The 22,753-nt window shown below is 68.5% G+C and carries 14 protein-coding genes; 8 read left to right on the top strand and 6 right to left on the bottom strand.

All coding sequences use genetic code 11. From position 1 onward, the window contains the following. The first annotated feature begins 63 nt into the window (after window positions 1–63). Window positions 64–993, top strand: a complete 930-nt coding sequence (locus ACFYPC_RS13335) for a sugar phosphate isomerase/epimerase family protein (protein ID WP_388674538.1) — start codon at window positions 64–66, stop codon at window positions 991–993. 295 nt (window positions 994–1,288) lie between these two features. Beyond that, a complete protein-coding gene (locus tag ACFYPC_RS13340) occupies window positions 1,289–1,489 on the top strand; it encodes a helix-turn-helix transcriptional regulator (protein WP_388674540.1) in 201 nt (66 codons plus the stop codon). Between the two features lie 127 nt (window positions 1,490–1,616). Here the strand turns inward: ACFYPC_RS13340 and ACFYPC_RS13345 are convergent, their stop codons facing one another. The 3 genes from ACFYPC_RS13345 to ACFYPC_RS13355 form a co-directional block, all read right to left on the bottom strand. Continuing rightward, window positions 1,617–2,651 carry a zinc-dependent alcohol dehydrogenase family protein gene (locus ACFYPC_RS13345; RefSeq protein WP_388674542.1) on the bottom strand — a complete coding sequence of 345 codons (1,035 nt, stop codon included), beginning with the start codon at window positions 2,649–2,651 and terminating at the stop codon, window positions 1,617–1,619. A 30-nt stretch (window positions 2,652–2,681) separates the two neighbouring features. Continuing rightward, the gene (locus tag ACFYPC_RS13350) at window positions 2,682–3,281 is read right to left on the bottom strand and encodes a hypothetical protein (protein ID WP_388674544.1); all 600 of its coding nucleotides are present in this window, start codon (window positions 3,279–3,281) and stop codon (window positions 2,682–2,684) included. A 272-nt stretch (window positions 3,282–3,553) separates the two neighbouring features. Then, on the bottom strand, window positions 3,554–3,703 hold the full coding sequence (locus ACFYPC_RS13355) for a hypothetical protein (protein ID WP_388674546.1): 150 nt from the start codon (window positions 3,701–3,703) through the stop codon (window positions 3,554–3,556). Between the two features lie 45 nt (window positions 3,704–3,748). Here ACFYPC_RS13355 and ACFYPC_RS13360 point away from each other — a divergent pair, with 45 nt between their 5' ends. Then, on the top strand, window positions 3,749–4,222 hold the full coding sequence (locus ACFYPC_RS13360; protein ID WP_388674548.1) for a hypothetical protein: 474 nt from the start codon (window positions 3,749–3,751) through the stop codon (window positions 4,220–4,222). Further along, window positions 4,219–4,572, top strand: coding sequence for a hypothetical protein (locus ACFYPC_RS13365; RefSeq protein ID WP_388674550.1), 354 nt, complete (start codon window positions 4,219–4,221; stop codon window positions 4,570–4,572). Before ACFYPC_RS13360 ends, ACFYPC_RS13365 begins: the two co-directional genes overlap by 4 nt. A 455-nt stretch (window positions 4,573–5,027) precedes the next feature. Here the strand turns inward: ACFYPC_RS13365 and ACFYPC_RS13370 are convergent, their stop codons facing one another. The 3 genes from ACFYPC_RS13370 to ACFYPC_RS13380 all read right to left on the bottom strand — a co-directional run bounded on the left by ACFYPC_RS13370 (window position 5,028) and on the right by ACFYPC_RS13380 (window position 14,490). Next, window positions 5,028–5,813, bottom strand: a complete 786-nt coding sequence (locus ACFYPC_RS13370) for a hypothetical protein (RefSeq protein ID WP_388674552.1) — start codon at window positions 5,811–5,813, stop codon at window positions 5,028–5,030. Window positions 5,814–5,994: 181 nt separating this feature from the next. Next, window positions 5,995–6,453: a hypothetical protein gene (locus ACFYPC_RS13375; RefSeq protein ID WP_388674554.1), complete on the bottom strand. Its 459-nt coding sequence runs from the start codon at window positions 6,451–6,453 to the stop codon at window positions 5,995–5,997. Next, a complete protein-coding gene (locus tag ACFYPC_RS13380; protein WP_388674556.1) occupies window positions 6,454–14,490 on the bottom strand; it encodes a ricin-type beta-trefoil lectin domain protein in 8,037 nt (2,678 codons plus the stop codon). A 597-nt stretch (window positions 14,491–15,087) separates the two neighbouring features. Between ACFYPC_RS13380 and ACFYPC_RS13385 the strand changes: the two genes are divergently transcribed. The 4 genes from ACFYPC_RS13385 to ACFYPC_RS13400 all read left to right on the top strand — a co-directional run bounded on the left by ACFYPC_RS13385 (window position 15,088) and on the right by ACFYPC_RS13400 (window position 22,596). Further along, complete coding sequence (locus ACFYPC_RS13385; RefSeq protein ID WP_388674558.1) at window positions 15,088–18,654, top strand: DNRLRE domain-containing protein; 3,567 nt, start codon at window positions 15,088–15,090, stop codon at window positions 18,652–18,654. A 284-nt stretch (window positions 18,655–18,938) separates the two neighbouring features. After that, window positions 18,939–19,889, top strand: coding sequence for a PrsW family intramembrane metalloprotease (locus tag ACFYPC_RS13390; protein ID WP_388674560.1), 951 nt, complete (start codon window positions 18,939–18,941; stop codon window positions 19,887–19,889). A 97-nt stretch (window positions 19,890–19,986) separates the two neighbouring features. Continuing rightward, window positions 19,987–20,226: a heavy-metal-associated domain-containing protein gene (locus ACFYPC_RS13395; RefSeq protein WP_388674562.1), complete on the top strand. Its 240-nt coding sequence runs from the start codon at window positions 19,987–19,989 to the stop codon at window positions 20,224–20,226. Between the two features lie 96 nt (window positions 20,227–20,322). Continuing rightward, complete coding sequence (locus ACFYPC_RS13400) at window positions 20,323–22,596, top strand: heavy metal translocating P-type ATPase (protein WP_388674564.1); 2,274 nt, start codon at window positions 20,323–20,325, stop codon at window positions 22,594–22,596. The last annotated feature ends 157 nt before the right edge of the window (window positions 22,597–22,753 follow it).

A 22,753-nucleotide genomic window follows, 5' to 3' on the forward strand; every position in this document is an offset into this window, starting at 1 on the left:
GTTTTGTCCAGACATTCGGACGAGGTATTGACACGTCCTTTGCGCCGTCCGAAGCTGACGCCCATGACGTCGTTGTCACCGGAGGCATCGCCTCCGTCCTCACTGTCCCGTATCCGGATCGGTTCGGCTCCCGACTCCTGGGGCGTCTGGTTCCCGGACGACCCTCAGCAGGTCCCCTGGCAGCGTTTCCTCGACGAGGTCTCCGGGTCCGGCTACGAGTGGATCGAGCTGGGCCCGTACGGCTATCTCCCCACCGATCCGGCCGTTCTGAAGGCCGAGACCGCCGAGCGCGGGCTCACCGTCTCCGCGGGCACGGTCTTCACCGGACTGCATCGTGGCCCCGACGTGTGGGAGTCCACCTGGGCGCACGTCTCGGACATCGCGGCGCTCACCCAGGCGATGGGCGCCGAGCACCTGGTGGTCATCCCCGCGTTCTGGCGGGACGACAAGACGGGCGACGTGCTGGAGGACAGCACCCTGACGCCCGCACAATGGCGCGATCTGACCGCTCAGACCGAGCGGCTGGCACACGAGGTGCGTGAGCGGTACGGGCTGCGGATCGTCGTCCACCCGCATGCCGACACGCACATCGACAGCGAGGAGAACGTCACCCGTTTCCTCGACGCGACGGATTCCTCGCTGGTGTCGCTGTGCCTGGACACCGGGCACTACGCGTACTGCGGCGGCGACAGCGTCAAGCTCATCGAGACGTACGGGGAGCGCATCGGGTATCTGCATCTCAAGCAGGTGGATCCGCTGATCCTGGCCGAGGTGCGGGCGGACGAGGTGCCGTTCGGTCCGGCCGTGGCCCGTGGCGTGATGTGCGAACCGCCCTCCGGGGTACCGGCGCTCGAGCCCGTCCTGGCCGCCGCGCAGAAGCTGGACGTCGACCTCTTCGCGATCGTCGAGCAGGACATGTACCCGTGTCCGCCGGACAAGCCGCTGCCGATCGCGCAGCGGACGCGGGCGTTCCTGAGGTCCTGCGGGGCGTAGGTCCCTGTTGGGCGGCGTCGCGGGGTGGGTCCGCCGAGCGCTCGGGGCTCGGCGGGCCCACCCGGCTTTCCGGTAGCCATCTGCCAATTGCGTCGCTCGTGTCACAAATGACCCCTTCCCGTCACACATGTCACGTGTACGCGGGTCTTGGGTCACACCCGGTCCACAGGCACTTCCCGCCGCTCACTCTGTGTCGTTCACCGGGCACAGGCTTTGTTGATCGCCAGCGCAGTGCCCGGCTCCCCCGACGGCCGCCCCCGGCCGCCGCCGCGGCACGCTCAGGGAGGTGCCACTCATGACCGACCGCAGGCTTTGGTCGTACAAGGAGATCGCGGCGCACATCAAGGTGCAGCCGGACACCGTGAGGTCGTACCGCAAGCACGGGATGCTCCCCCCGCCCGACCACGTGGAGAGCGGCAAGCCCTACTGGTACGCGGACACCGTCCGGGCCTGGGTCGCCTCCCGGCCGGGAAACCGCGGCCGTAGAGACCTCTGACCCTTTCCTCCCCTGTGCCCCGCCAGTGTGCGGGGCACAGGCGTGTGCGGGGCACAGGCGTGTGCGGGGCACAGGCGTGTGCGGGGCACAGGCGTGTGCGGGGCGCGGTCTTCTGTGTGCCGGGCGCTCAGCTCCACGGTTCGATGACCGTGACGCCCGCCCCCGGCGCCGTCCCCATCGCCGCCAGCGCGGCCGGTGCCGCGTCCAGCGGGATGGTGGAGGTGACCAGGAGGTCGGGGCGGAGTACGCCGGCCCGGACCAGCTCCAGCATCCGGGGGTAGGCGTGCGCCGCCATCCCGTGGCTGCCGAGGAGTTCGAGTTCGAGGCCGATCACACGGGACATGGGGATCTCGGGGGCCATGGGCAGCAGCCCAACCTGGACGTGGCGGCCTCGGCGGCGCAGACCGTTTACCGAGGCCGAGCAGGTGACCGGGGACCCGAGGGCGTCCAGTGACAAGTGGGCGCCGCCGCCGGTGAGTTCACGTACCGCCTCCGCCGTGTCCGCCACCCCCGACGCGTCGAGGGCCTCCGCCGCCCCGAACTTCCGCGCCAGGTCCAGCGCGCGGGGCGATACGTCGACGGCGACGACCCGCGCCCCGGCGGCCGCCGCGATCATCACCGCGGACAGACCGACGCCCCCGCAGCCGTGTACGGCGACCCACTCCCCCGCGGCCACCCGGCCCTGCGCGACCACCGCCCGGTAGGCGGTGGCGAACCGGCAACCCAGCGAGGCCGCCGTCGCGTACGACAACTCCTCCGGCACCGCGACCAGGTTCACGTCGGCGTGCTCCAGGGCCACGTACTGCGCGAAGGAGCCCCAGTGGGTGAACCCCGGCTGGGTCTGGCGCTCGCACACCTGCTGGTCTCCCGCGGCGCAGGAGGGACAGCTTCCGCAGGCGCACACGAACGGCACGGTGACCCGGTCACCGGGGTGCCAGCCGGTGACGCGGGCGCCCACGGCTTCGACGACTCCGGCGAGTTCGTGACCCGGTACGTGCGGCAGCGTGATGTCCGGGTCATGGCCCATCCAGCCGTGCCAGTCGCTCCGGCACAGCCCGGTGGCCTCGACCCGCACCACGACCCCGTGCTCCGCGGGCGCCGGATCCGCCACCTCACGCACCTCGGCCGGCTCCCCGTACCGCTCGAACACCACTGCCCGCATCGGCTTCGCCCTTCGTTCTTCGTGCCGCGCTCAATCCACCTTGCCAAGCCGGGCGAGTTGAGCCTGGACCAGGGCGGCGGGCAGGTTAAAGGCCTCCCCGGTGGCCTGGGAGGCCAGATTCGTGGCGGGGAAGTAGCCGATCGTGCCGCCGTCCCGAACCACGACCACCTCCACCGGCCCACTCGCCCCGTCGAACGCGACGGTCAGGGTCGCCGCGATCACCTCGTCCGCACCGTCGGTACCGGCCGGCGCTTCCGTCTTCTCAGCCTTGACGGTATCCACCGGGTCCTCGCCCGCCACGGTGTACTCGAACCCCGACGCGCACTCCTTGACCGCCTGGCCGATGCCGGCCATCACCGCCTTTGCCGCCGCCTCCTGCTCGTACGAGGCCAGCGAAACGAAGGAAGTCGTCGCATCCAGCGCCACGGCCGCCAGCTCCTCGTCCGAGGGGTCCGCCCCCAGATCCGCCTCGGACGTCTCCTGCGGCCCGATCCACATCCGCCGCACCACCGACGCCGGCGCCCCCAGCACCGACCCGGCCTGCACCGTCGCCAGCGGCGTGCACACCGCGTTGTTCGCGACCACCGTCCCGGCATTGGGGAAGTCCAGGTCCGACACCTGCGCGGTCACCGTCCCCCCGGCCACTGCCTGCCCCTCCGCAAGCGCGACGGCTTCCAGCCCTTCCGCGGAGAGGGCCGCCCCCGCGCTCGCACCCGGGGCCGCCGCCACTGAAGCCGACGCCTCCGCGGAGGCAACCGACCCCGCGTCACCACTGTCGGGGTCACTCCCGGACCCCGAGCACCCTGTCAGCAACGCCACCGCCAACACTCCGGCCGCCGCAACCCCACAACGCCGCACAGCACGTCTTCGCATGATCCCTCTCCTCGCTCCCACTTCTCCCACTACTTCCCGCCCGACACATACGACCGCCCCGGCCCGCACCTGAGCCACCGCACGTCAACGTAATCCCCGCCGAACGGATCATCGTCGGCGACGGACTTCAACGCGACGGTGGCCTCGTCGGCGCTCGCGTAGGAGGCGAGGGTAGCCACGCTTTCCTCTATCGCTTGACCGATGTCCAAGCTACTGTGGATGTCATGACCGAGGGCTACGAGGACGTGTCTTTCAGTGAACTTCTCCATCACCCGGCCGCGACCACGCGGAGGCTCGACACCGTCCGCGCGCTGCGGCTGCGGCGGCGCGACGCCGGGGACCTCGCCCTGATGCGGGTCGAACAGATGGAGCGGGACGCCACAGTTGTGGACTTCACCTCACGTCTGCTCGCCGGGTTGGTCCGCACCGAGAACATCGAGGCGCTGCGCCAAGCCCTGCCCGAGGCCCTGCCGTGGAGCACCTTCCTGCCCGCCGAGGATGTGAACACGCTCCTCACAGAGCTGGTGGACACGGCACGCGGCGCGGTGGCCCTGGACAACCTCGCCCCGATCGCGCTCCTGCTGACCCAGTGGCGCCACAGCGCGGAGATCTACGCGGACCCCGCCCTGTTGGCCATCCTCACCCGCGAACCGGAAGGCGACCTCGGCCCCGTCCCCATGCCCCAGGTGAGCGAGTGAGCCCCAAACGCGGAGACCGGGCCGCGCCACCTCCGATCGGCGACGAGTACGACATCCGCTTCGCCAACACCGAAGCCGCCGACGGCTGGGTACACCTCTCCCACCACGCGGCGGGCAACCTGCGCCGCGCCTTCGAGAAAATCCGTGCCACCCCACGCGCCCTGGACAACCCCGACCGCCAACACCGCCTCAAAGGCAAGCTCGGGACCAGCACTTTCAAAGGCCACACCCTCGAACGCTGGCAGTACGAGGTCACCGGCGGCGGACGCATCTGGTACCTGCTGGACGACGCCAACCGCACCGCCTGGATCACCTACGCGGGCACCGGACACCCGAAAGCCACCGACTGAGCGACCCCGCACGCCCCACCCGACGGCCCCCCATCCATCACCCGGCCACCGCGCACCGACTCCCAGCCCAGCCTGCCGGTGCCGGGCTGATCATCCGAGGCGGGCCCACTACCAACGACGTGAGCGAGGCGGCCGAGGCAGCTCCGCCGGGAGCAGCACAGTAACCGCGGACGTAGTCGTGACGCCACGTCAGCATCTGTCCTGCGATGCGGGTTTCCCTGCCTGCCTGGTGGAGGGCTCGTCTTCGGTCAGTGCTTCAGCGACCTGGGAGAGTTCCTCGTCCTGGCAGAACCGGCAGCGTAGCCACGAGACTGTCTACGTCATCACGGCCCTGGCCAGGCGAGAAACCCCCTCCTTTAGAGGAGGCGCACATCCGATGCGCCCGGGAGTGTCATGGTGCACGCCATTGCCAGGCCGGTCTCCGGGTGCGCCGACCCGTACGGGGTGTGAGCAGCTCAGAGCAGCTTGTCGGCCTGGGCGGTCACGAGGTCTGTCGGGAAGGTGAAGTCCCCGCCGGAGGTCATGGCGGCCACGTTGGCCACCGTGAAGTGGGCGAGGGTGGCGCCGTCGCGGAAGACGACGACCTTCCAGGGGGTGTCGTTGCCGTCGACCGGGGTGACGGCGGTGAACGCGACCGCTTCTTCACCTGCCTTCGGCGCGGTGTCCTTGGTGACCTTGCTCGCGTCCAGCTGCTCGCCGTCGGCAGTCCACTGGAAGCCGCCCGCGCAGGCGGTGACCGCGTCGGCGACGGACTTCAACGCGGCGGTGGCCTCGTCGGCGCTCGCGTAGGAGGCGAGGGTCACCACGCCGGTGTTGATGTCCAATGGCGCCTCTGCGGAGGGAGTACTGGTCAGCCGCCGGTGAACGGTCGCCGCCGGCTCCCCCACCGCGGCCCCGGCCAGCGCACGCCCCAACGGCACGCATTCCTCCCCGCTCACCTTCACCGCATCCGCGGCAGTGTTCTCAGCCTTGTCGGGGGTGGTCACCTCGTAACCGGTCAGATCCGCCTTCACCAGCGCCGCCGTCTCCAACTCGGCGCTGCTCAGCGGCTTGGCGGCGGAGGCGGCAGCGGCGGCCCCCGCAGCGGACGCCGACGGAGAGACATCGGTGGCCGCGGAGTCACCGCTGTCGGAGCCGCCGCAGCCGGTGAGCGCCGCGAGGGACACCAGTGCGCAGGCAGCCAGGGCTCCCGTACGGGCGCGGGCGATTGAGCGGGGGTGGCGTATGCCGGAGTTCTTCACGATGTGCTTTGTTCACTTTCCCTGTCGTACTACCCATGACTGACACACCGCCAGCCAAACCTGTTCTCACGCCACGCCGCCCTTACGACAGCCTGGCCAAGTGTGCCTCTCCGACGGCGGCCGACACCACGAAACCTTTGCCTCGCTGCCCTCGGGTACGGCGCCGAAGTACCTGCCTGCGCTAAGCGGCCTTGACTACGTGCAACACGTGAGGCCGCCATCTCATACTGCAGACCGGACACGAAGCGACGAACTCGTGATCACGGAGTCGGGTTGAGATATCTCCCAGCAGTGGAATTCCGGCATCGGCCACGATCGCAACGAAATCTGTGCCGCAGTTCCGGCAGCGGAGATCCATGTCGCCTCCGGCGACTGCGCCGTCGAAGCATCTCCCCCAGGGATCGCCATCGGTGATCCTCTTGTCGAGATCCTCTAGGTCGGTGCCGTCGCTCCAGTGCAGGAACAGACGGTAGCGCCTACCGCCCGGCAGCGGCATGACGAGACGCCGCAATCGGTCGGATCGAACGAGAGACTGCTCCCGGCACTCGTCCTGGCCGGGGAGGAGATCCCCCTTCTCCAGAGGGCGCGACCGAGGGTAATAGCGCACGGGAAGGGGGCCGAGAACAATCTCTACGTACATTTACAGCCTCGTCACGGCGACCATGTGCGGAATAAGTACCTCTGCTTCGCCCGCACCTGACAATGTCTGCATGATCATTTGACTTCGCGGAATCCTCGCGGAATAGACGGTGCCACCAAAACTCCGCGCCACATTGATGTCTGTGGTGAACGACATCATCGAGCGGGGGCCGATCTCTGCCATCTCCGTACCGAATGAACCGTGCGCCTGAACGTAGTTGTCAAGAGAGCCCCAGGCGCCGAGCGCATCCACGTGAGCCTGCTGCGACGCCTTCATCGCGCCTTCCATCGAACCAGTCCCCGCATAAGTGCTCCGCGCAGCGTCACTCATAAGGTGCCCGGATTCCTCCGCAATCATATTCTCCAGCCCCATATCGGTGCCGCGATATACCGTGACCAGGTCATCGTCACCAGCCGATCCACAGTTGTGGACGAGGACCGGAGTCTGCCCCGCCACCACATAATACGTATGCAGGTCGCTGACGGTGAGGTTGTGGACCGTGGCGTCTGCGACCGTCCAGCGCTGGATCGCGGTGATCTGGACGAGCGTGCCGGCGCCGGTCCGGAGCCACTCGCCGGCCTGGAGGTCCGTCGCTTCGATCCACTCGCCGAGTTCGGGGACCCAGAAGGGGTGGCCGTCGGTGGCGGTGACGGAGGCGGTCGCGGTTCCCTGGTCGCCGTCGGTGTCGATGGTGACCTTGACGAGGTGCTTGAGACCCTGGCCGGTGATCTCGGCGGTGACGGTCTCGGTGGTGGTCTCGCCGGTCTCGGGATCGGTGGCCAGGACCTGGTCGCCGTTCTCGATGTCCTCGATGGGCTTGGTGGTTCCGTCGGCCATCAGGACGAGCGTGCCGGGGACGAAGCTGTTGCAGGTTTCGCCGACTTCACCGCCGCCGCTGTCGTCGGCGTCCGTGCTGTCGCCGCCGTCGGCGTGGTTGTCCTTGGCCGTCTTCGCGTCGTTGGACTTGGCGCCGGCGGATGCCTTGGTCTGTTCGGCCTTGCCCGCCGTGCCCTTGGAGCCGGTGTTCGTCTTCCTCTTGGCCGCGGCCTTGGCCGCCAGGGCTTTCTCCTTGGCCTTCTTCAGGGCTTCGGCGGCTTTTTGTTTCGCGATTACCTTGGCCCGCTGGACGGCGGCTTTCGCGGCCTTCAGGCTGGCGATGGTCTTGCGGGCGACGTCCTTGGCCTTGTTGAGGGCCTTGATGCCGCTGATGATGCGGTCGACGACCTTGGCGACCTTGTAGGCGAGCTTGAAGACCTTCGCCCAGGGGATGGCGTCCAGCAAGAGGGAACCGCAGGCCCACAGGTCGCCCTGGGTGAAGCAGCTGACGACGTCGTTCCAGCCGATGAACTCCTTGAACAGGGCCCATCCGTAAGTCCGCACGATGTCCGTGACGGACCCGGCCAGGATTTTCTCCTGGGCGGCGATCTGAGCGTCCAGAGAAGCCTCGGCGGCGTCGTAGTCCACCGCTGTGGAGGTCAGGCCGGTGGGGTCGGCGTGGGTGACCGGGTTGTTGTTGGAGTAGGTGTAGCCGTTGGCCTGGAGCGGGTCGGTGAGGTCGAGTACGGGGTCGGCGGAGAGGAAGCGGCCGGTGGCCGGGTCGTACTCGCGCGCTCCCAGGTGGGTCAGGCCGGTGGTGTTGTCGTCGGTGCCGCCGACGTAGCCCGTGTGACTGACCCAGTTGGCGTTCTCGACACGCTCGTTGCCGTACGGATCCAGGCGGGAGAAGCGGGTCTGGTTGCCGGTGGTGAGCCGGATCTCGGCCATCGGGGTGCCGTGGTGGTCGGTGACCAGGGCGTACAGGTTCGACTCACCCGCACCCCGGCGGATCACCGTGGGCGCGCCCGGCTGGGCGTAGGACCGCTCGACGTAGTTCACGGCACCCGTGGAGCGCAGCGAGAGGGTGGTGTCGTCCAGGTACAGGGTCCGGTCGTTGGCGGTGGTGGAGATGATCCGGTTGCCGAAGGCGTCGTACAGGTAGGACGTCTCGTCGGCCGGGGTCCAGGCCTGGGCGGTGCTGCTGTCACAGGCGCCCAGCACCAGGTCGACGCCGCTGGTGGTGGAGTTGGCCGGGGAGACGAGGCACATCGAGGTGGCCGCGTACTTCAGGGCACCGGTGGCGGTGACCGTCCACTGCTGGGCGGCGGTGTCGTCGCAGGCCGCGGCGACGACCGCGGTACCGGCCGCGACGGCCTTCCCCGCGGGCTGCACGCACACCCCGGACACCTGGAGCGCACCCGTGGTGGCGGTGTCGGTGGTGATCGCGTCCTCGACACGGAACTGCTGGGGCTTGGTGCTGTTGCACGGCCACATCTGGATCGCGGTCCCGGGGGTGGTGACCCCCGAGGCGAGGTCCATGCACATGCCCGCGCTCAGCCCCGAGGTGTAGGCGCCCTTGCCGGCGGCTCCGAAGCCCGAGACCGTCTGTGCCTTGCCGTCCCAGGTCCAGGAGATCTCCTGCTCGTTCCCGCCGATCGTCCGGGAGGTGGTCTGCCCCAGGTCGTCGGAGTCCAGCGTGGAAGCCGCGGTGACCTGCGCGCCCGCCGCGGTGGTGTAGCGGGACTCCATCGAGGTCAGGGTGTGCGGCTGGGCCACCCCCGAGCCCGAGGTGGCGTCCTCGGTTCCGTAGGCGTAGGAGGTGGTGGAGTCGGCCGCGGTGTTCACCGTTCGGTCCAGCAGGAACGACACATCGGTGTTGTGGGTGTTCAGGGTTTCGCGGTTGCCCAGCTCGTCGTAGGTGTAGGACTGCCAGTAGCCGGCGTTGTCCGCGGTCACGTTCACCGTGCCGTCGGCGGCGACCGGCACCGTGCACCCGGTTTGCTGGGTGGTCCAGGCCTCGGTGAGCTGGCCGATCCCGTCGTAGGTGAAGCACTGGCGGTCCACGACGGCCGCGTAGGTGTCGGAGGTGGAGGTGATGTTGCCCGACACGTCGTAGACGTAGCTACGGGCGTTGACCCGGTGCCCGGTCAGGCCCGAGGTCGCGTCCGAGGTCGACTCGCGGTCCACCAGGGTCTGTTCGGCCTGTCCGGTCGCCTCGTCGAACAGGTTGGTCGTCCACACCCGCGAGCCCTGCTCGCCGGTTGTGGTGCGCAGTACCTCCCCGTACACGCTGTAGGAGGTCTGGGAGGTGTACCAGTCGGTGCCCGAGGTGGAGACGGGCAGCCCGTCGGCGTTGTAGCGGACGATCACCTTCTCCTCGGGCAGGCCGCCCATCGCGGGGGTGGTGTACGAGGCCAGTTGCCCGGAGTCGGTGTACGCGTAGATGGTGGTGTAGGTGGTGCTGAAGCCCTCCGCCGTCGAGGGCAGCCCCGCAGCCACTGCGGGCAGGGTCAGGGTCTTGGCCGTCGGGTTGCCGTCCAGGGTGTAACCGCCGACCGAGGTGGTGTACGCCTTGCCGTCGGTGTAGCGGGTGGCCTTGGCCAGTTGGCCGACTCCGTTGGCGACCGTCGTAGCGTCGTAGGTGTACGACAGCAGGTCGGTGCCGGTGGTGTTGTCCTCGACCAGGACGGGCCGGTCCAGGACGTCGTAGCTCGTCTTGGTGGTGAACCCGGCCTGGTTCTTCGAGGTCGCGACCCGACCCAGGGTGTCGTAGGTGAGGGTGGTGGTGCCGGTGTCGGGGTCGGTGGAGGTGACCGGCTGGCCGATCGCGTTATAGGTCGTTGCCCAGGCGTTTCCGGCACTGTCGGTGACGCTGGTCTGGTCGCCGCGCGCGTCGTAGCCGTAGGTGGTGGAGGTGAAGTCGGAGGCCGTGAAGGAGTTGGACGCGGCGGCGGACTTTGAGGAGAAGGTGTCCATCCGGGTGGTGCGTCCCAGCGCGTCCACCCAGGTGCGGGAAGAGGCCGAGCCGGTCGGCTGGACGACGGTGGTGTAGTCCAGGCCGTAGAGGTAAGTGGTCGTGCGGTTCTCGGTCGCCGTGCCGTCGGCGGGGTCGGGGGCGCCGTTCTGGACGTGGGAGTTGTAGACGGGGGTGATGGTGGTGGTACGTCCCAGACCGTCGTACGTGTACTGAGTGGCGTTGGGGATGGTCGAGGTGGAAGCGGCGGCGAAGACCGAGGTGTCGGGGGCGCCGTCGGTGTAGTAGGCGTTGTTGGTGGAGCTGATCTGGCCGTTGCCGTTGTAGAGGGTGTCGGTGATCAGGCGGCCCTTGCCGCCCACCGCGCCGGTCTGCTCCTGCCGTACCCGGCCGAGGCCGTCGTAGATGACGGTCGTGTCCGTGTAGGTGCCGTCGTCCTTCAGGCCTGAGGTGACCACCGAGACGGGCTTGTTGGGGTCGGTGTTGTAGGCGAAGGTCGCGTTCGGCTTGCCGGTGGACTGCTCGTCCCAGGTCCTCGGGGTCTCGCCGTCGTCGCCGACCGGCAGGTCCTCCTCGCACACGGGCCCGTAGGTGGTGTTCGGGGTGGTCCCGGCCTCCCAGCCGGCGCACACCCGGCCCAGCGGGTCGTAGGCGACGTAAGAGGTGTTGTTGTTGGCGTCCTTCTCGGTCAGTCCCACCCCGCGGCCCGGCTCCAGGGTGGAGGTCGAGGACTGGGTCTTGGCGTTGGTCGAGGTGACCGAGTACACCTGCCCCGTGGCCGGGGTGAAGGTGATGCTGTCGGTGTTGCCCTGGTAGTCCTTGGAGGACGTCACCCGCCCGTAGGCGTCATAGACCGTGGTGGAGGCCGGGTTGGTGTACCAGTAGGTGCCGGCCTCGACCGGTTCCCACGCCTTGGTGACCTGTCCCTTGGTCAACGTCTGGGTGGTAGAGGCCTCGGCAGCTCCGTCGTAGGCCATCTTCGAGGCCGACAACAGGGTCGTCGCGGTAGCTGTGGACAGGCCGGACTTGCAGCTGGTCCCGGTCACCGTGACCGTGGAGGACACCAGGCCGATCAGGTTCCGTGTGGTGCCGTCGACGTAGGACGTGGAGGTGCAGGACTCGTCGCCGGTCACCCCGAGGTCGCCGTTGGAGACGACCTTGATGGGTAGGCCGTAGGAGTCGTAGTCGGTCTGGGTGGAGACCGTGCGCAGGACGGAGGAGTCGTTGCCCTTGCCCGAAGACCGGGTGATGGTCTTCGTGGTGTCGAGGGTGACCCGCCAGGCGTTGAGGTCGGGATCGTCGGTGATCACACGGCCGGTGTCGGTGTCGGCGACCCCGCGGACGCGGGTGGCGAGGATCGTCGGGTCGTCGGGGATGTTGACCGTCCGCGACACCCAGTCCGCGCCGGACGACCCGTCCGCGTACACGATCGCCTCCGCGACCATGCCCGCGTACGCCTCCTTGTCCGTCTTGATCGACACCGCGGAGGCATCGGTCAGAGAGTACGAACGGGTCTTCCACGCCGCGCTGTCCCCGCTGCCCGAGATGTACAGATCCTCGCTCATACCGCGGAAGTAGCGAGTGGCGGTCTTCGTTGCCTTCGAACCAATGATGTTCGAGCCGACCGTGACGGTGACCAGGGGGTAGCCACGCCACTGGTCCCAGGTGCGGGTCTTCTTCCGCGTGCCCTCGGCCCGGTTGTAGGCCCACAGCGCCCCGTCGACCGCATCGTCGAGGGTCTCGTAGGCATAGCTGGTGGTCTTGTTCTCGACACCGGTCAGGTTGGGCATCTCTTCGACCTTGGTGACCACGTACTTGTGGAACCAGGAGATCTTCTCGTCGGCCAGCTCGGGGTCGGCGTGCCAGTACACCGGATAGCAGAGCAGGTCGTTCTCGTCGGCTTCCGGGAAACCGGTGCCCGAGGCGCACGCACCCGTCGGGGTGGAGTAGGTGACCTTGGTTTCACCGCCGTACTCCGAAACCACAGTGTCGATGCGCAGCCGGCCGAAGGTCGGGCCGTCGTCGGAGGGACCGGTGGGTATCCGGTTGGGCAGGAGCTGTTTGCCGAAGGACACCGGGTTCAGGGTCTCGGTGGACCCGTCGACCCCGTATCCCGTTCTGGTGATCGACTCCAGCCACAGGGCGGTGTAGTGCCCGGTCTGGTCCCAGGGGAAGGACTGTTTCAGCGTCCACCGGTCCACGACGGCCAAGGGGGTGCTGGTCTGCCCCGACAGGGCGCAGGCGTGCGGGTCGCCGGTCCCGGTCTTCGAGTCGTACGGGGTCAGGGAGGCACCTTGGACCCGCTGGGTGCAGGAGGTCGCCTGGGTGATCATCTTGCGGGACCAGAAGGTCGGCGTGGGGGTCATGCAATCTCCCGCGGAGCCGCAGTACAGGTCGGCGGGGGTGTCGTACCAGATGTAGTTCTCCGACCAGTTGCCGGAGGTGAAGTGGTCCGAGGTGCACTTGGACTCGGACTCCAGGCACCGCTCGTCCGCGGTGAAGGTCATCCGGGCCAGCGGTTCGGCAGAGTAGATCGTGTCGGAGCGCTGTCCGTAGTCGATGCGCTTGAGGTAGCCGCCACGCTCGTAGGCGACCGGGTTGTCGAAGTCGAAGGCCTGGGCGTAGTAGTTGGTCTCGGCAGCCCACCACAGGGTCATGGCGTTGCCGTTGACGTCGACTACGTAGTCGAGGTTCCACTTCCAGGCCTGGTCCTGGAAGGAGTCCTTGAAGGTGGCGTTGTAGCCGGGCTCACCGCTGTGGTTGGAGGCGACCGGCACGGTGAACACCGAGTCGGTGGTCTCGTCCCCGGACACCCAGTCGTCGGTTACGTGGTTGCGCCCGTAGTAGTACTGGGTGCCCGCCGTGTCGGTGATGCGCCAGTACTCGCCGTCGTCGTCCCCGTTGGCCAGCGAGGTGTCCTTGAGCAGCTCGATCTTGGTGTTGTCGCCGTTCGCGGTCCGCCACCCTCCGGGCGCATAGACCAGTTCGGTGGTCGTTCCGTTCAGGGTGAGCGTCGCGTTCTGGGTGCCGTAGCACAGGTCGGCGGCCGTCTTGCCCTTGTTGTTCGCTCCCGTTGTCGCATCCAGCATGCACGAGGTGTACGTCCGGGTGATGCTGCCCGGATCCCAGGACCAGCCCTCTCCGATCCCGGACGCCTGGTTGTTCGTCGAGGAGGTCTTGCCGTCCACCGACTGCGAGTTGTACGAGAAGGCCACGTTCGGCGTCGGCCCGTTCGGCACCGTCGGACCGGCCAGCGGATACGAGTAGGTGAACGCACCCGCGGAGGACCCCGCCGACCACGAACCGGACGCGGGCAACGGGGTCGCGGCGAAGTCACCGCCCGCGCCGGACCCCGAAGAGGTGCCCACCAGCGCACCAGAACCCGCTGAGCCGCTCGCGATGGTGCGGATGCCGGTGTCATCGTTCGCGGGGGTGTAGCCGGCGTTGGACACCGACCCGGCACCGGTCGCAGTTGCCGTCGTCGCCGTGGTGGCGGTCGGATCGACCACCAACGCCGCCACGTCCACCGTGACGTGTACCGTCGGCGCGAGGTCGGTGCTCGCCTTCTCGGTGGTGGTGCTCTCCCCGGTTTCCTCGTCGACGGTCGTGACGGGGATGGTGGTGGCGACCTCCTCGTACACCACCTCGGTGGGCACCGCGGTCGGCTCCGAACAGCCCTCCACTGCGGGGGTGGTGAGGAAGCAGGACGGGTACATCCAGAAGTCCAGGCGGTCCATCCACTCCGCGCCGTAGTTCTGCGAGAAGTCCGCCGCGTCCAGCGCGATGACCGCGTCGCCCGTCGCCGTCGCCGGAGGCGCGACCTCCAGGACCACGCCCTCCACACCGGCCGCGTCCGCCTCCGCGTCCGAGGCCATCGCCACCGACCAGTCGCCCTCAAGGGCGGTCGCCTCCGCGGTGGTCGCGTCCTCCGGCGCGCCGATCTCAACCGGGACGGTGCCGTCCGTGGCGGTGACCTCCACCAGCTCACCGGCCTCCAGACCGGTCAGACTGGCCGCGGCCGAACCCCCCTCGATGGGATCGGTGTACAGGGCCTGGAAGTCCTCGACCGCGGTGGGGGTCACCGACTCCAAAGACTCCAGCTCAGTCGCCGTGGCGCTGTCCTCGGCCAGCGCATCGGCCTCTGGCAGGTCCACCAGGTCCACCCCGGTGCGAGCGTCATCCCCGCCCGGCAGGGCATAGGCCACCGGTGAGGCCCCCAGCATCAGCGCCAGGAACAGACCGGCCACAACCGCCGATCGAGCTCGCGTACGCCGCGCCCGCGTCACTCTCAACGCTCCGCGCCCTCGCCAGGAAGCACCCCGCACCGCCGACCCCGCCCTCTCGACCCACGCAATCCCGAATCCCTTCGACAGCACGGGAATCGGGCAGGCGGCGTCACAACACGACTTGTATGAGCGCGATTTCTACACGCTGTGAGGATCTTTGGTCAATATCAGGAATTTTTTGTATCGAATCGATCACGGTGCAATTGGCGCACAAAGCGGAGAAGAGCGTAACCATAAGCCGAGATAGGAAATTTAGTTACCACATACAACAACCCAAGAAAAACTATTTATTTGGTATATACAAAGCAAAAATCGGGTAACTCGACCTGCACGTCAACCCGGTTCGTCACCTTACGTACACCCTCTTCGCGGCACGGCGGGCATTAAACCCCTCCTCCGCACATTCCTTCCGCCCAATTGCAGGCACACAGGCTTCCCACAGCATTCGATATATCTTCAAAATCTGTCCTCAGGAAGGGCGATACTTCCCCCTCGATCCCCCTGCCCGTGGTGTGTCCGAAAACGGCCGGAGGGGAATTCGGGCGGAGCCGGAGAGACATGCGTGAGGGGACGGGAAACACCGTGGACGAGCAGCCGATCAAGAGACCGGGCCGCCGGCGAACCAAGCAACTCGCGGCGCTCGTCGCCGTGGTCACGGCGACCGCTCTGGGCCTGAGCCTGTTGGCATCGGACCTCGGCTTCGGCACTCCCGAGGCCGGACCCGACAAGCCCGCCGCCAAGGTGAAGCTGGTGGACGAGGACACCGCCCAGGACAAGGCCCGTGTCTCCGGTGCGAAGGTCGAAGTGACCGCGCTGCGCGACGAGTCGACCACCACCTACGCCAACCCCGATGGAACCTTCACCCTCACGACCCACGCCCAGCCCATACGCGCCAAGAACGCCGACGGGCAGTGGCAGAAAATCGACACCACGCTGGTCGCCACCGAACATGGATGGGCCGCCACCGCCTCTCCCAGCCCTGTCGTCTTCTCCCCTGGCAGCTCTGGCGACGGCCGCGGCGGTGACAGCGGCGGCGCGGTCAAGTCAGGCCTGCGCCAGGCCCTTTACGCCGCTCCACGGCCCGCCTCGTACACCACCGTCGACAAGGCAGGCACCGATTCCACCGAGGCGGACTCGGCGGCCCTCACCGAGGGCCCCCTCACCATCCCGACCACCTGGTCGGACCTGGTCACCCTCACCACCGGCGGGCACGAACTGACCGTGTCCTGGCCCGGCGTCCTGCCCGAACCCGTCATCACCGGCGCCCAGGCCCTCTACCAGGGCGTCCTTCCCGACGTGGACCTCCTGCTGACCGCCCGCGACACCGGCTTCTCCCACGTGCTGATCGTCCACACCCCCGAGGCAGCGGCCGACGAGACCCTGACCCAGCTCACCTACCGGCTCACCTCGCCCGACCTCACCTTCCAGATCGACCCAGCCACCGACACCGTCACCGCACACACCTCCGACGGCACCGAGGTCGCCGTCTCCCCCACCCCTCTGATGTGGGACTCCGCCGGAACCCCCGACACCACAATCGGCGACGACCCCGAGCCCACCGACGAGGGCACCGAGGCCGAACCCAGCGCCTCGGCATCGGAGGAGGCGGACGAGGAGACCATCACCGAGGGCGAGAACGACGAGGCCGTCATCCCGGAAGGACCCACCCCGGACAACGGATCAACGTCCGCCACCGCCTCCCCTGACACGGGGCCGGGCAACGACACGGCCACCGAGACCGCCGGCGCCGAGCCCGCAAGCTTGACCCACGCGGCCCCGGCCGGTCTGTCCGCAGCCGGCACCCTGGCCCTGCCGGGGCTGGCCGGCCCCGTCCCCGGCACTCACGCCACCACCGCCGAGGCCCTCCTGACCGACGGCGCCTACCTCACCGTCCAGGCGGACACCCGGCTCCTCGCCGCCCCCGACACCGCCTACCCGGTCTTCATCGACCCCTCCGTCTCCGGCGTCACCGATGCCTGGACCACCGCCTACAAGAGGTACCCCTCCTCCAGCTTCTTCGACGGCGCGAACTACAACACCGGCACCACCGAGGCCCGCGTCGGCTACGAGTCCGACACCTGGGGCACCGCCCGCTCCTTCTTCAAGCTCAAGCTCAAGAAGACGATCAAGGGCGCCACCGTCAAGTCCGCCACCGTCAAGGTCCGGGAAACCCATTCCTGGTCATGCTCGACCCGCCAGGTCGAGTTGTGGCACACCGGCTCCGTCTCCTCGGCCACCACCTGGAACAACCAGCCTTCCTGGAAGACCCTCATCTCCGAGCAGTCCTTCGCACACGGCTACTCCTCCAGCAGTTGCCCGGACGCCTACGTCAACTTCAGCGTCAAGTCCCTCGCCCAGTCCGCCGCCGACGGCGCCTGGACCACCTTCACCATCGGGCTGCGCGCCAATTCCGCCTCCGGCTCCACCGCCGAGACCGACGCCTACACCTGGAAGAAGTTCAAGGCCGAGGGCGCCGACGCTCCCGCCCTGTCCATCGTGTACGTCCGCGCCCCGAACACCCCCACCAACCTGGCCATCACCGCCGGCACCTGCGACACCTCGACCAGTCCCTACATCAACATCGGCAAGCAGACCACCATCACCCTGTCCGCCAAGGCCACCGACCCCGACGGCGACCTCGCGTCCCTCTACTTCGAGTACTGGCGGACCGGTTTCAGCACCACCACCAAGGTCACCGCCACAAGGCCCGCCGCCACCACTACCGGTGCCGCCTCGTGGCCGATCGCCGGCACCAAGTTCACCAACGGCTACGACTACTCCTGGCGTGTACGGGCCGAGGACGACGACGGAACCGACTCCGGGTTTGCCCCCACCTCCGGCGACGACGTCTGCCGCTTCACCTACAACACCTCCATCCCCACCACCCCCCAAGTCGTCTCCACCGTCTTCCCCGAGGACGTCGACGCCAAGGGCAACAGCGCGAACGGCACCATCTGGTCATCGGTCACCTTCGGCACCTCCGGCGCCTTCACCTTCTCGACCGCCGACACCGACGTGGTGAAGTTCGCGTACTCCTTCAACACCACCACGTACGCCAACTGGGTCTGCGCCTCCACCTCCGGCACCACCGGTGGCCCCACCGCCTCCTGCTCCACCGCCGTCACCTCGAAGACCGTCACCGGCAAGCCGACCCTGGCCGGACCCAACGTCCTCTATGTCAAGGCGTACGACGCCGCCGGCAACGCCTCCAACGCCTACAAGTACGTCTTCTACGTCACCCCCAAGGCCGTCGCCGACGGCGCCGCCGACTACACAGGCGACCAGATCCCCGACTTCGCCACCATCCGCACCACCGGCCAGCTCTTCATCGAGAACATCACCAACACCGGCACCCACGTCATCTCCACCCCCACCACCCACGACCAGGGCACCCTCCTCACCGACGCCACCTCCACCGGCCACTGGTGGAACGGCACCAGCACGTACGCCCTCATCACCCACAACGGCGACTACGCCCCCGGCGACGGCATCACCGACTTCATCGTCCGCACCCCGGACGGCGGCCTCTACCTCTACCCCGGCGACGGATACGGCGGCACCGACGTCTCCCAGCGCCAGGAGATCCAGCTCCCCGCGAACGCCCCGGACCCCGCCACCCTCACCGACATCAAGTCCATGGGCGACGCGAACGGCGACGAACAGCCGGAACTCCTCGCCGTGTCCGGCGACGCCCTGTGGATCTTCAGCGGATACAGCGGGGGCAGCTTCGCCACCGCCACCCAACTCTCCGCCACCGGCTGGTCGGGCCGCGACTTCGTCACCCTCGCCGACTTCAACTCCGACGGCACCATCGACCTGCTCTACCGCACCGCCGCCGGCAGCCTGATCCTGCGCCACTCCGCTGCCAGCGCCACCGGCACCGACTGGACCACCCTGGCCAGCCACGCCGCCAGCCTCAACGGAGACCAGCCCTACGCCACCAGTGGCTTCACCACCACCATCTATCCCTACCTGTACGGCAGCCCCGGCATGACCAGCACCGACCTCCCCGACATCTGGGCCCTCACCCCCGCCGGTCTCCTCTACCGCCTCGACGGCACCGCCACCGGCATCGGCGCCACCACCTCCACCGGAAAAACCCTCCCCGTCGGAGCCATCGGCTAGCCGCACGCACGTCTTCATCGCGTTCCGGTCCCGCCCACCTACGTACGAGGAGGAGCGGGACCGGTAGCCGTTTCCGTGGGAAAGCAGCGGGGCGAGCATGGCTATGGGCGTGATCAGGGCGAGCGTCCCGGACTGCGGCACAGCGGGCACTGATCATAGGATTCGGACAAATCGCCCCGCTCGGGCAGCGTCTGACTGAGCAGGGAGCCTCCGTCCGAACGGACAGGCGCAGTCTCCGTCCAGGCTGACGGGGACTGCGCCTGGCCACGCCCGAGGGATAAGCCGTGACCCAGTCTCCGTCGCCCGGTGCACCTCAAGCCCGCATTCCCGGACCCCAGCAGCCCCTGTCGTCGTACGTCCCGATCCGCGCCGGACTCTGGAAGCGCTGCCTGTGGGGCGGGCTCGCGCTCTGGATGCTGACCGGGATCGTCACGTACGCGACCAAGAACACCACCCTGCTGCCGACTTTGATCCTGCTCGGCAGCTTTCTGGTCCCCGTCACCTTCGTGCTGTGGGCGTACGAGCGGCACGGCCGCGACCTGGGCGTGAGCCTCATCCTCGGCTGCTTCCTGACCGGCGGGACGCTGGGCGTGCTGGGCGCGTCGGTCATGGAGTACTACCTGCTGCACCCCTCCTTGTGGATGTACGTCGGCGTCGGGCTGATCGAGGAGGCGGTGAAGCTCGCGGCGCTGATGTTCATGCTGCGTCGGTACCCCCGGATCCACGGGCTGCGGGCCGGGCTCGTGCTCGGCGCGACCGTCGGGTTCGGCTTCGCGGCCCTGGAGAGCGCGGGGTACGCGTTCAACGCCGCCGTCTCACTCAAGGGCGTCGACCTGCGCGCACTCCTGGAGACCGAGATCCTGCGCGGGGTGCTCGCCCCCTTCGGGCACGGCCTGTGGACCGCGATCGCGGGCGCGGTGCTGCTCGCCTACCGCCGCCCGAACGGGCGCTTCCAGTTCAACCGGCCCGTGCTCGGCACCTACCTCGGCGTCGCGCTCCTGCACGCGCTGTGGGACTCGACGCACGGCATCGCGCTGTGGCTGGTGGCGCGGCTGACCGACACCGGCCTGGAGAAGGCGCTGTTCGCGCAGGGCTACATCCCGCAGCCCACCGCCGAGCAGAAGCATCTGTTCACGCTGTTCTCGATCGGCGCCATGGTCATCGTCTCGCTCGCCGGCATCGGCTGGGTGCGCTCGCTGGCCCGCCGGGACCCCACTTGGAGAAGTACCCCCTAGGGGTATAGCCTGCGTATCAGGAGGAAACCCTGGAGACACAGGACTCCTCCCTCGTCTACGTACGCACGTCCGACCTGCCTCAATGAGGAGTAACGCCATGACCGCGCAGACCGACACCCAGGGTTTTGTCACGACCGTCTACCAGGTGAGCGGAATGAGCTGCGGGCACTGTGAGGGCTCCGTCTCCGGAGAGCTCTCCGGGATCGCCGGTGTCAGCTCGGTGAAGGCGGTGGCCTCCACCGGCGAGGTCACCGTGGTCTCCGCCGCCCCACTGGACGAGGACGCGGTGCGCGCCGCGGTCGACGAGGCGGGCTTCGAGCTCGTCGGCAAGGCCTGAGCGGACCTCCGCGTATCACCTAGCTCTCCCCACCGGGCCGTACCGACCAGCTGATACTGGCTCCGTACGGCCCGGATCTTTCCTTGGAGCCGGACCATGACCACCGCAGCACCCGAGACACCCGAGACGCCCATGACGGAGACCGCCGCCACATCGGAGGTCGAACTCGCCATCGGGGGCATGACCTGCGCCTCCTGCGCGGCTCGCGTCGAGAAGAAGCTCAACCGCATGGACGGCGTCACCGCCACCGTCAACTACGCGACGGAGAAGGCGAAGGTCTCCTACCCCGCCGAGGTGCGGGTCGCCGATCTGATCGCCACCGTGGTGAAGACCGGGTACACGGCCGAGGAGCCCGCACCGCCGGAGCCCGCGGCGGACGCCGTCGGCGAGCGCGACCCCGAACTGGCCTCCCTGCGCGAGCGGCTCGTCGTCTCCGTCCTCCTCGCCCTCCCCGTCGTCCTTCTGTCGATGATCCCGGCGCTGCAGTTCGACAACTGGCAGTGGCTGGCGCTGACGCTCGCCGCGCCCGTCGTCGTGTGGGGCGGACTCCCGTTCCACAAGGCCGCGTTCACCAACGCGCGGCACGGCGCGGCCACCATGGACACCCTCATCTCGATCGGCACGCTGGCCGCGTTCGGCTGGTCCCTGTGGGCGCTGTTCTTCGGCGACGCGGGCACGGAGGGCATGCACGGCATGCCGGGCATGGAGGAGAGTTACTCGTTCACCGTCTCCCGTACGGAGGGGACGTCGGCGATCTACCTCGAAGTCGCCGCCGGTGTCATCGCGTTCATCCTGCTCGGCCGCTATCTGGAGGCCCGCTCCAAGCGGCAGGCGGGTGCCGCGCTGCGGGCGTTGATGGAACTGGGCGCGAAGGACGTGTCCGTGCTGCGGGACGGCCGTGAAGTACGCGTTCCGGTGGACCTGTTGGCCGTCGGGGACCGTTTCGTCGTACGGCCCGGCGAGAAGATCGCCACGGACGGCACCGTCGTCGAGGGCGCTTCGGCCGTCGACGCCTCCATGCTGACCGGCGAGTCGGTGCCGGTCGACGTGTCGACCGGTGACGCGGTGACCGGCGCGACCGTGAACGCCGGGGGCCGGCTGGTCGTCGAGGCGAGCCGGGTCGGCGCGGACACCCAGCTCGCGCGCATGGCGCGGCTCGTCGAGGACGCGCAGAACGGCAAGGCCGAGGTGCAGCGGCTCGCCGACCGGATATCCGGGATCTTCGTGCCCGCGGTGCTGCTGATCGCGCTCGGCACCTTCGGGGTGTGGCTGGCGGTCACGGGTGACACGGTCGCCGCCTTCACCGCCTCCGTCGCGGTGCTGATCATCGCCTGCCCGTGCGCGCTGGGGCTCGCCACGCCGACCGCCCTGATGGTCGGCACGGGGCGCGGCGCGCAGCTCGGCATCCTCATCAAGGGGCCCGAGGTCCTGGAGTCCACCCGCCGCGTCGACACCGTCGTCCTGGACAAGACCGGGACCGTGACGACGGGACGGATGAAACTTCAAGAGGTCTACGTCGTCGGCGGCACCGCCGAGAACGACGTTCTGCGGCTCGCAGGCGCCCTGGAGCACGCCTCCGAGCATCCGATTGCCCGCGCGGTCGCCGCAGGCACTCAGGAGCGCGTTGGCGCGTTTTCGCCGCCGGAGCACTTCACGAACGTTCCGGGCCGGGGTGTGCGCGGGCGCGTGGAGGGTCACGAGGTCACGGTGGGCCGCTTCGAGGACGCGCTCCCCGCCGAGTTGGCCCGCGCCAAGTCCGCGGCCGAGGCGGAAGGGCGCAGCGCCGTCGTGGTCACCCGGGACGGTACGGCGATCGGTGTGCTGACCGTCGCCGACGAGGTCAAGGAGACCAGCGCCGAGGCCGTACGCGCACTGCGCGCCCTCGGGCTCACGCCGGTGCTGCTGACCGGTGACAGCCTGGCGGTCGCCCGGTCCGTGGCGCGGGCCGTCGGGATCGACGCCGGGGATGTGATCGCCGAAGTGCTGCCCGAGGGCAAGGTCGACGTCGTCAAACGGCTCCAGGGCGAGGGGCGGAGCGTCGCGATGGTGGGGGACGGGGTGAACGACGCGGCTGCCCTTGCCACCGCCGATCTGGGTCTCGCGATGGGCACGGGCACGGACGCGGCGATCGAGGCGAGCGATCTGACGCTCGTGCGCGGGGATCTGCGGGTGGCCGCGGACGCGATCCGGCTGTCGCGCCGGACCCTCGCCATCATCAAGGGCAATCTCGTCTGGGCGTTCGGATACAACGTGGCGGCGCTGCCGCTGGCGGCGGCCGGGCTGCTCAACCCCATGATCGCGGGAGCGGCGATGGCCTTCTCGTCGGTGTTCGTGGTGACGAACAGTCTCCGGCTCAAGGCATTCTCATGATGTTCGATCGGGAGCCCCCCTAGAGTCCGGAGAGCGCCTCACCTAAGCTCTTCACAAGGCTCGCGCATCTTCCTTACGCTAGGGCCCGATTCACAAATGGGTCTCTTGCCTATCTTCAGGACATATGCAAGAGACGCAGGTCACAGTGCTGTGAACG

This window comes from Streptomyces sp. NPDC005808 (genome assembly GCF_042871385.1).
In the GTDB taxonomy this organism is placed as follows: domain Bacteria; phylum Actinomycetota; class Actinomycetes; order Streptomycetales; family Streptomycetaceae; genus Streptomyces.

What these genes read in the sequence shown, in the direction of transcription:
- ACFYPC_RS13335 (WP_388674538.1), top strand. Translation starts at nt 64, where the DNA reads ATGACGTCGTTGTCACCGGAGGCATCGCCTCCGTCCTCACTGTCCCGT.
- ACFYPC_RS13340 (WP_388674540.1), top strand. Translation starts at nt 1,289, where the DNA reads ATGACCGACCGCAGGCTTTGGTCGTACAAGGAGATCGCGGCGCACATC.
- ACFYPC_RS13345 (WP_388674542.1), bottom strand. Translation starts at nt 2,651, where the DNA reads ATGCGGGCAGTGGTGTTCGAGCGGTACGGGGAGCCGGCCGAGGTGCGT.
- ACFYPC_RS13360 (WP_388674548.1), top strand. Translation starts at nt 3,749, where the DNA reads ATGACCGAGGGCTACGAGGACGTGTCTTTCAGTGAACTTCTCCATCAC.
- ACFYPC_RS13375 (WP_388674554.1), bottom strand. Translation starts at nt 6,453, where the DNA reads ATGTACGTAGAGATTGTTCTCGGCCCCCTTCCCGTGCGCTATTACCCT.
- ACFYPC_RS13385 (WP_388674558.1), top strand. Translation starts at nt 15,088, where the DNA reads ATGCGTGAGGGGACGGGAAACACCGTGGACGAGCAGCCGATCAAGAGA.
- ACFYPC_RS13395 (WP_388674562.1), top strand. Translation starts at nt 19,987, where the DNA reads ATGACCGCGCAGACCGACACCCAGGGTTTTGTCACGACCGTCTACCAG.
- ACFYPC_RS13400 (WP_388674564.1), top strand. Translation starts at nt 20,323, where the DNA reads ATGACCACCGCAGCACCCGAGACACCCGAGACGCCCATGACGGAGACC.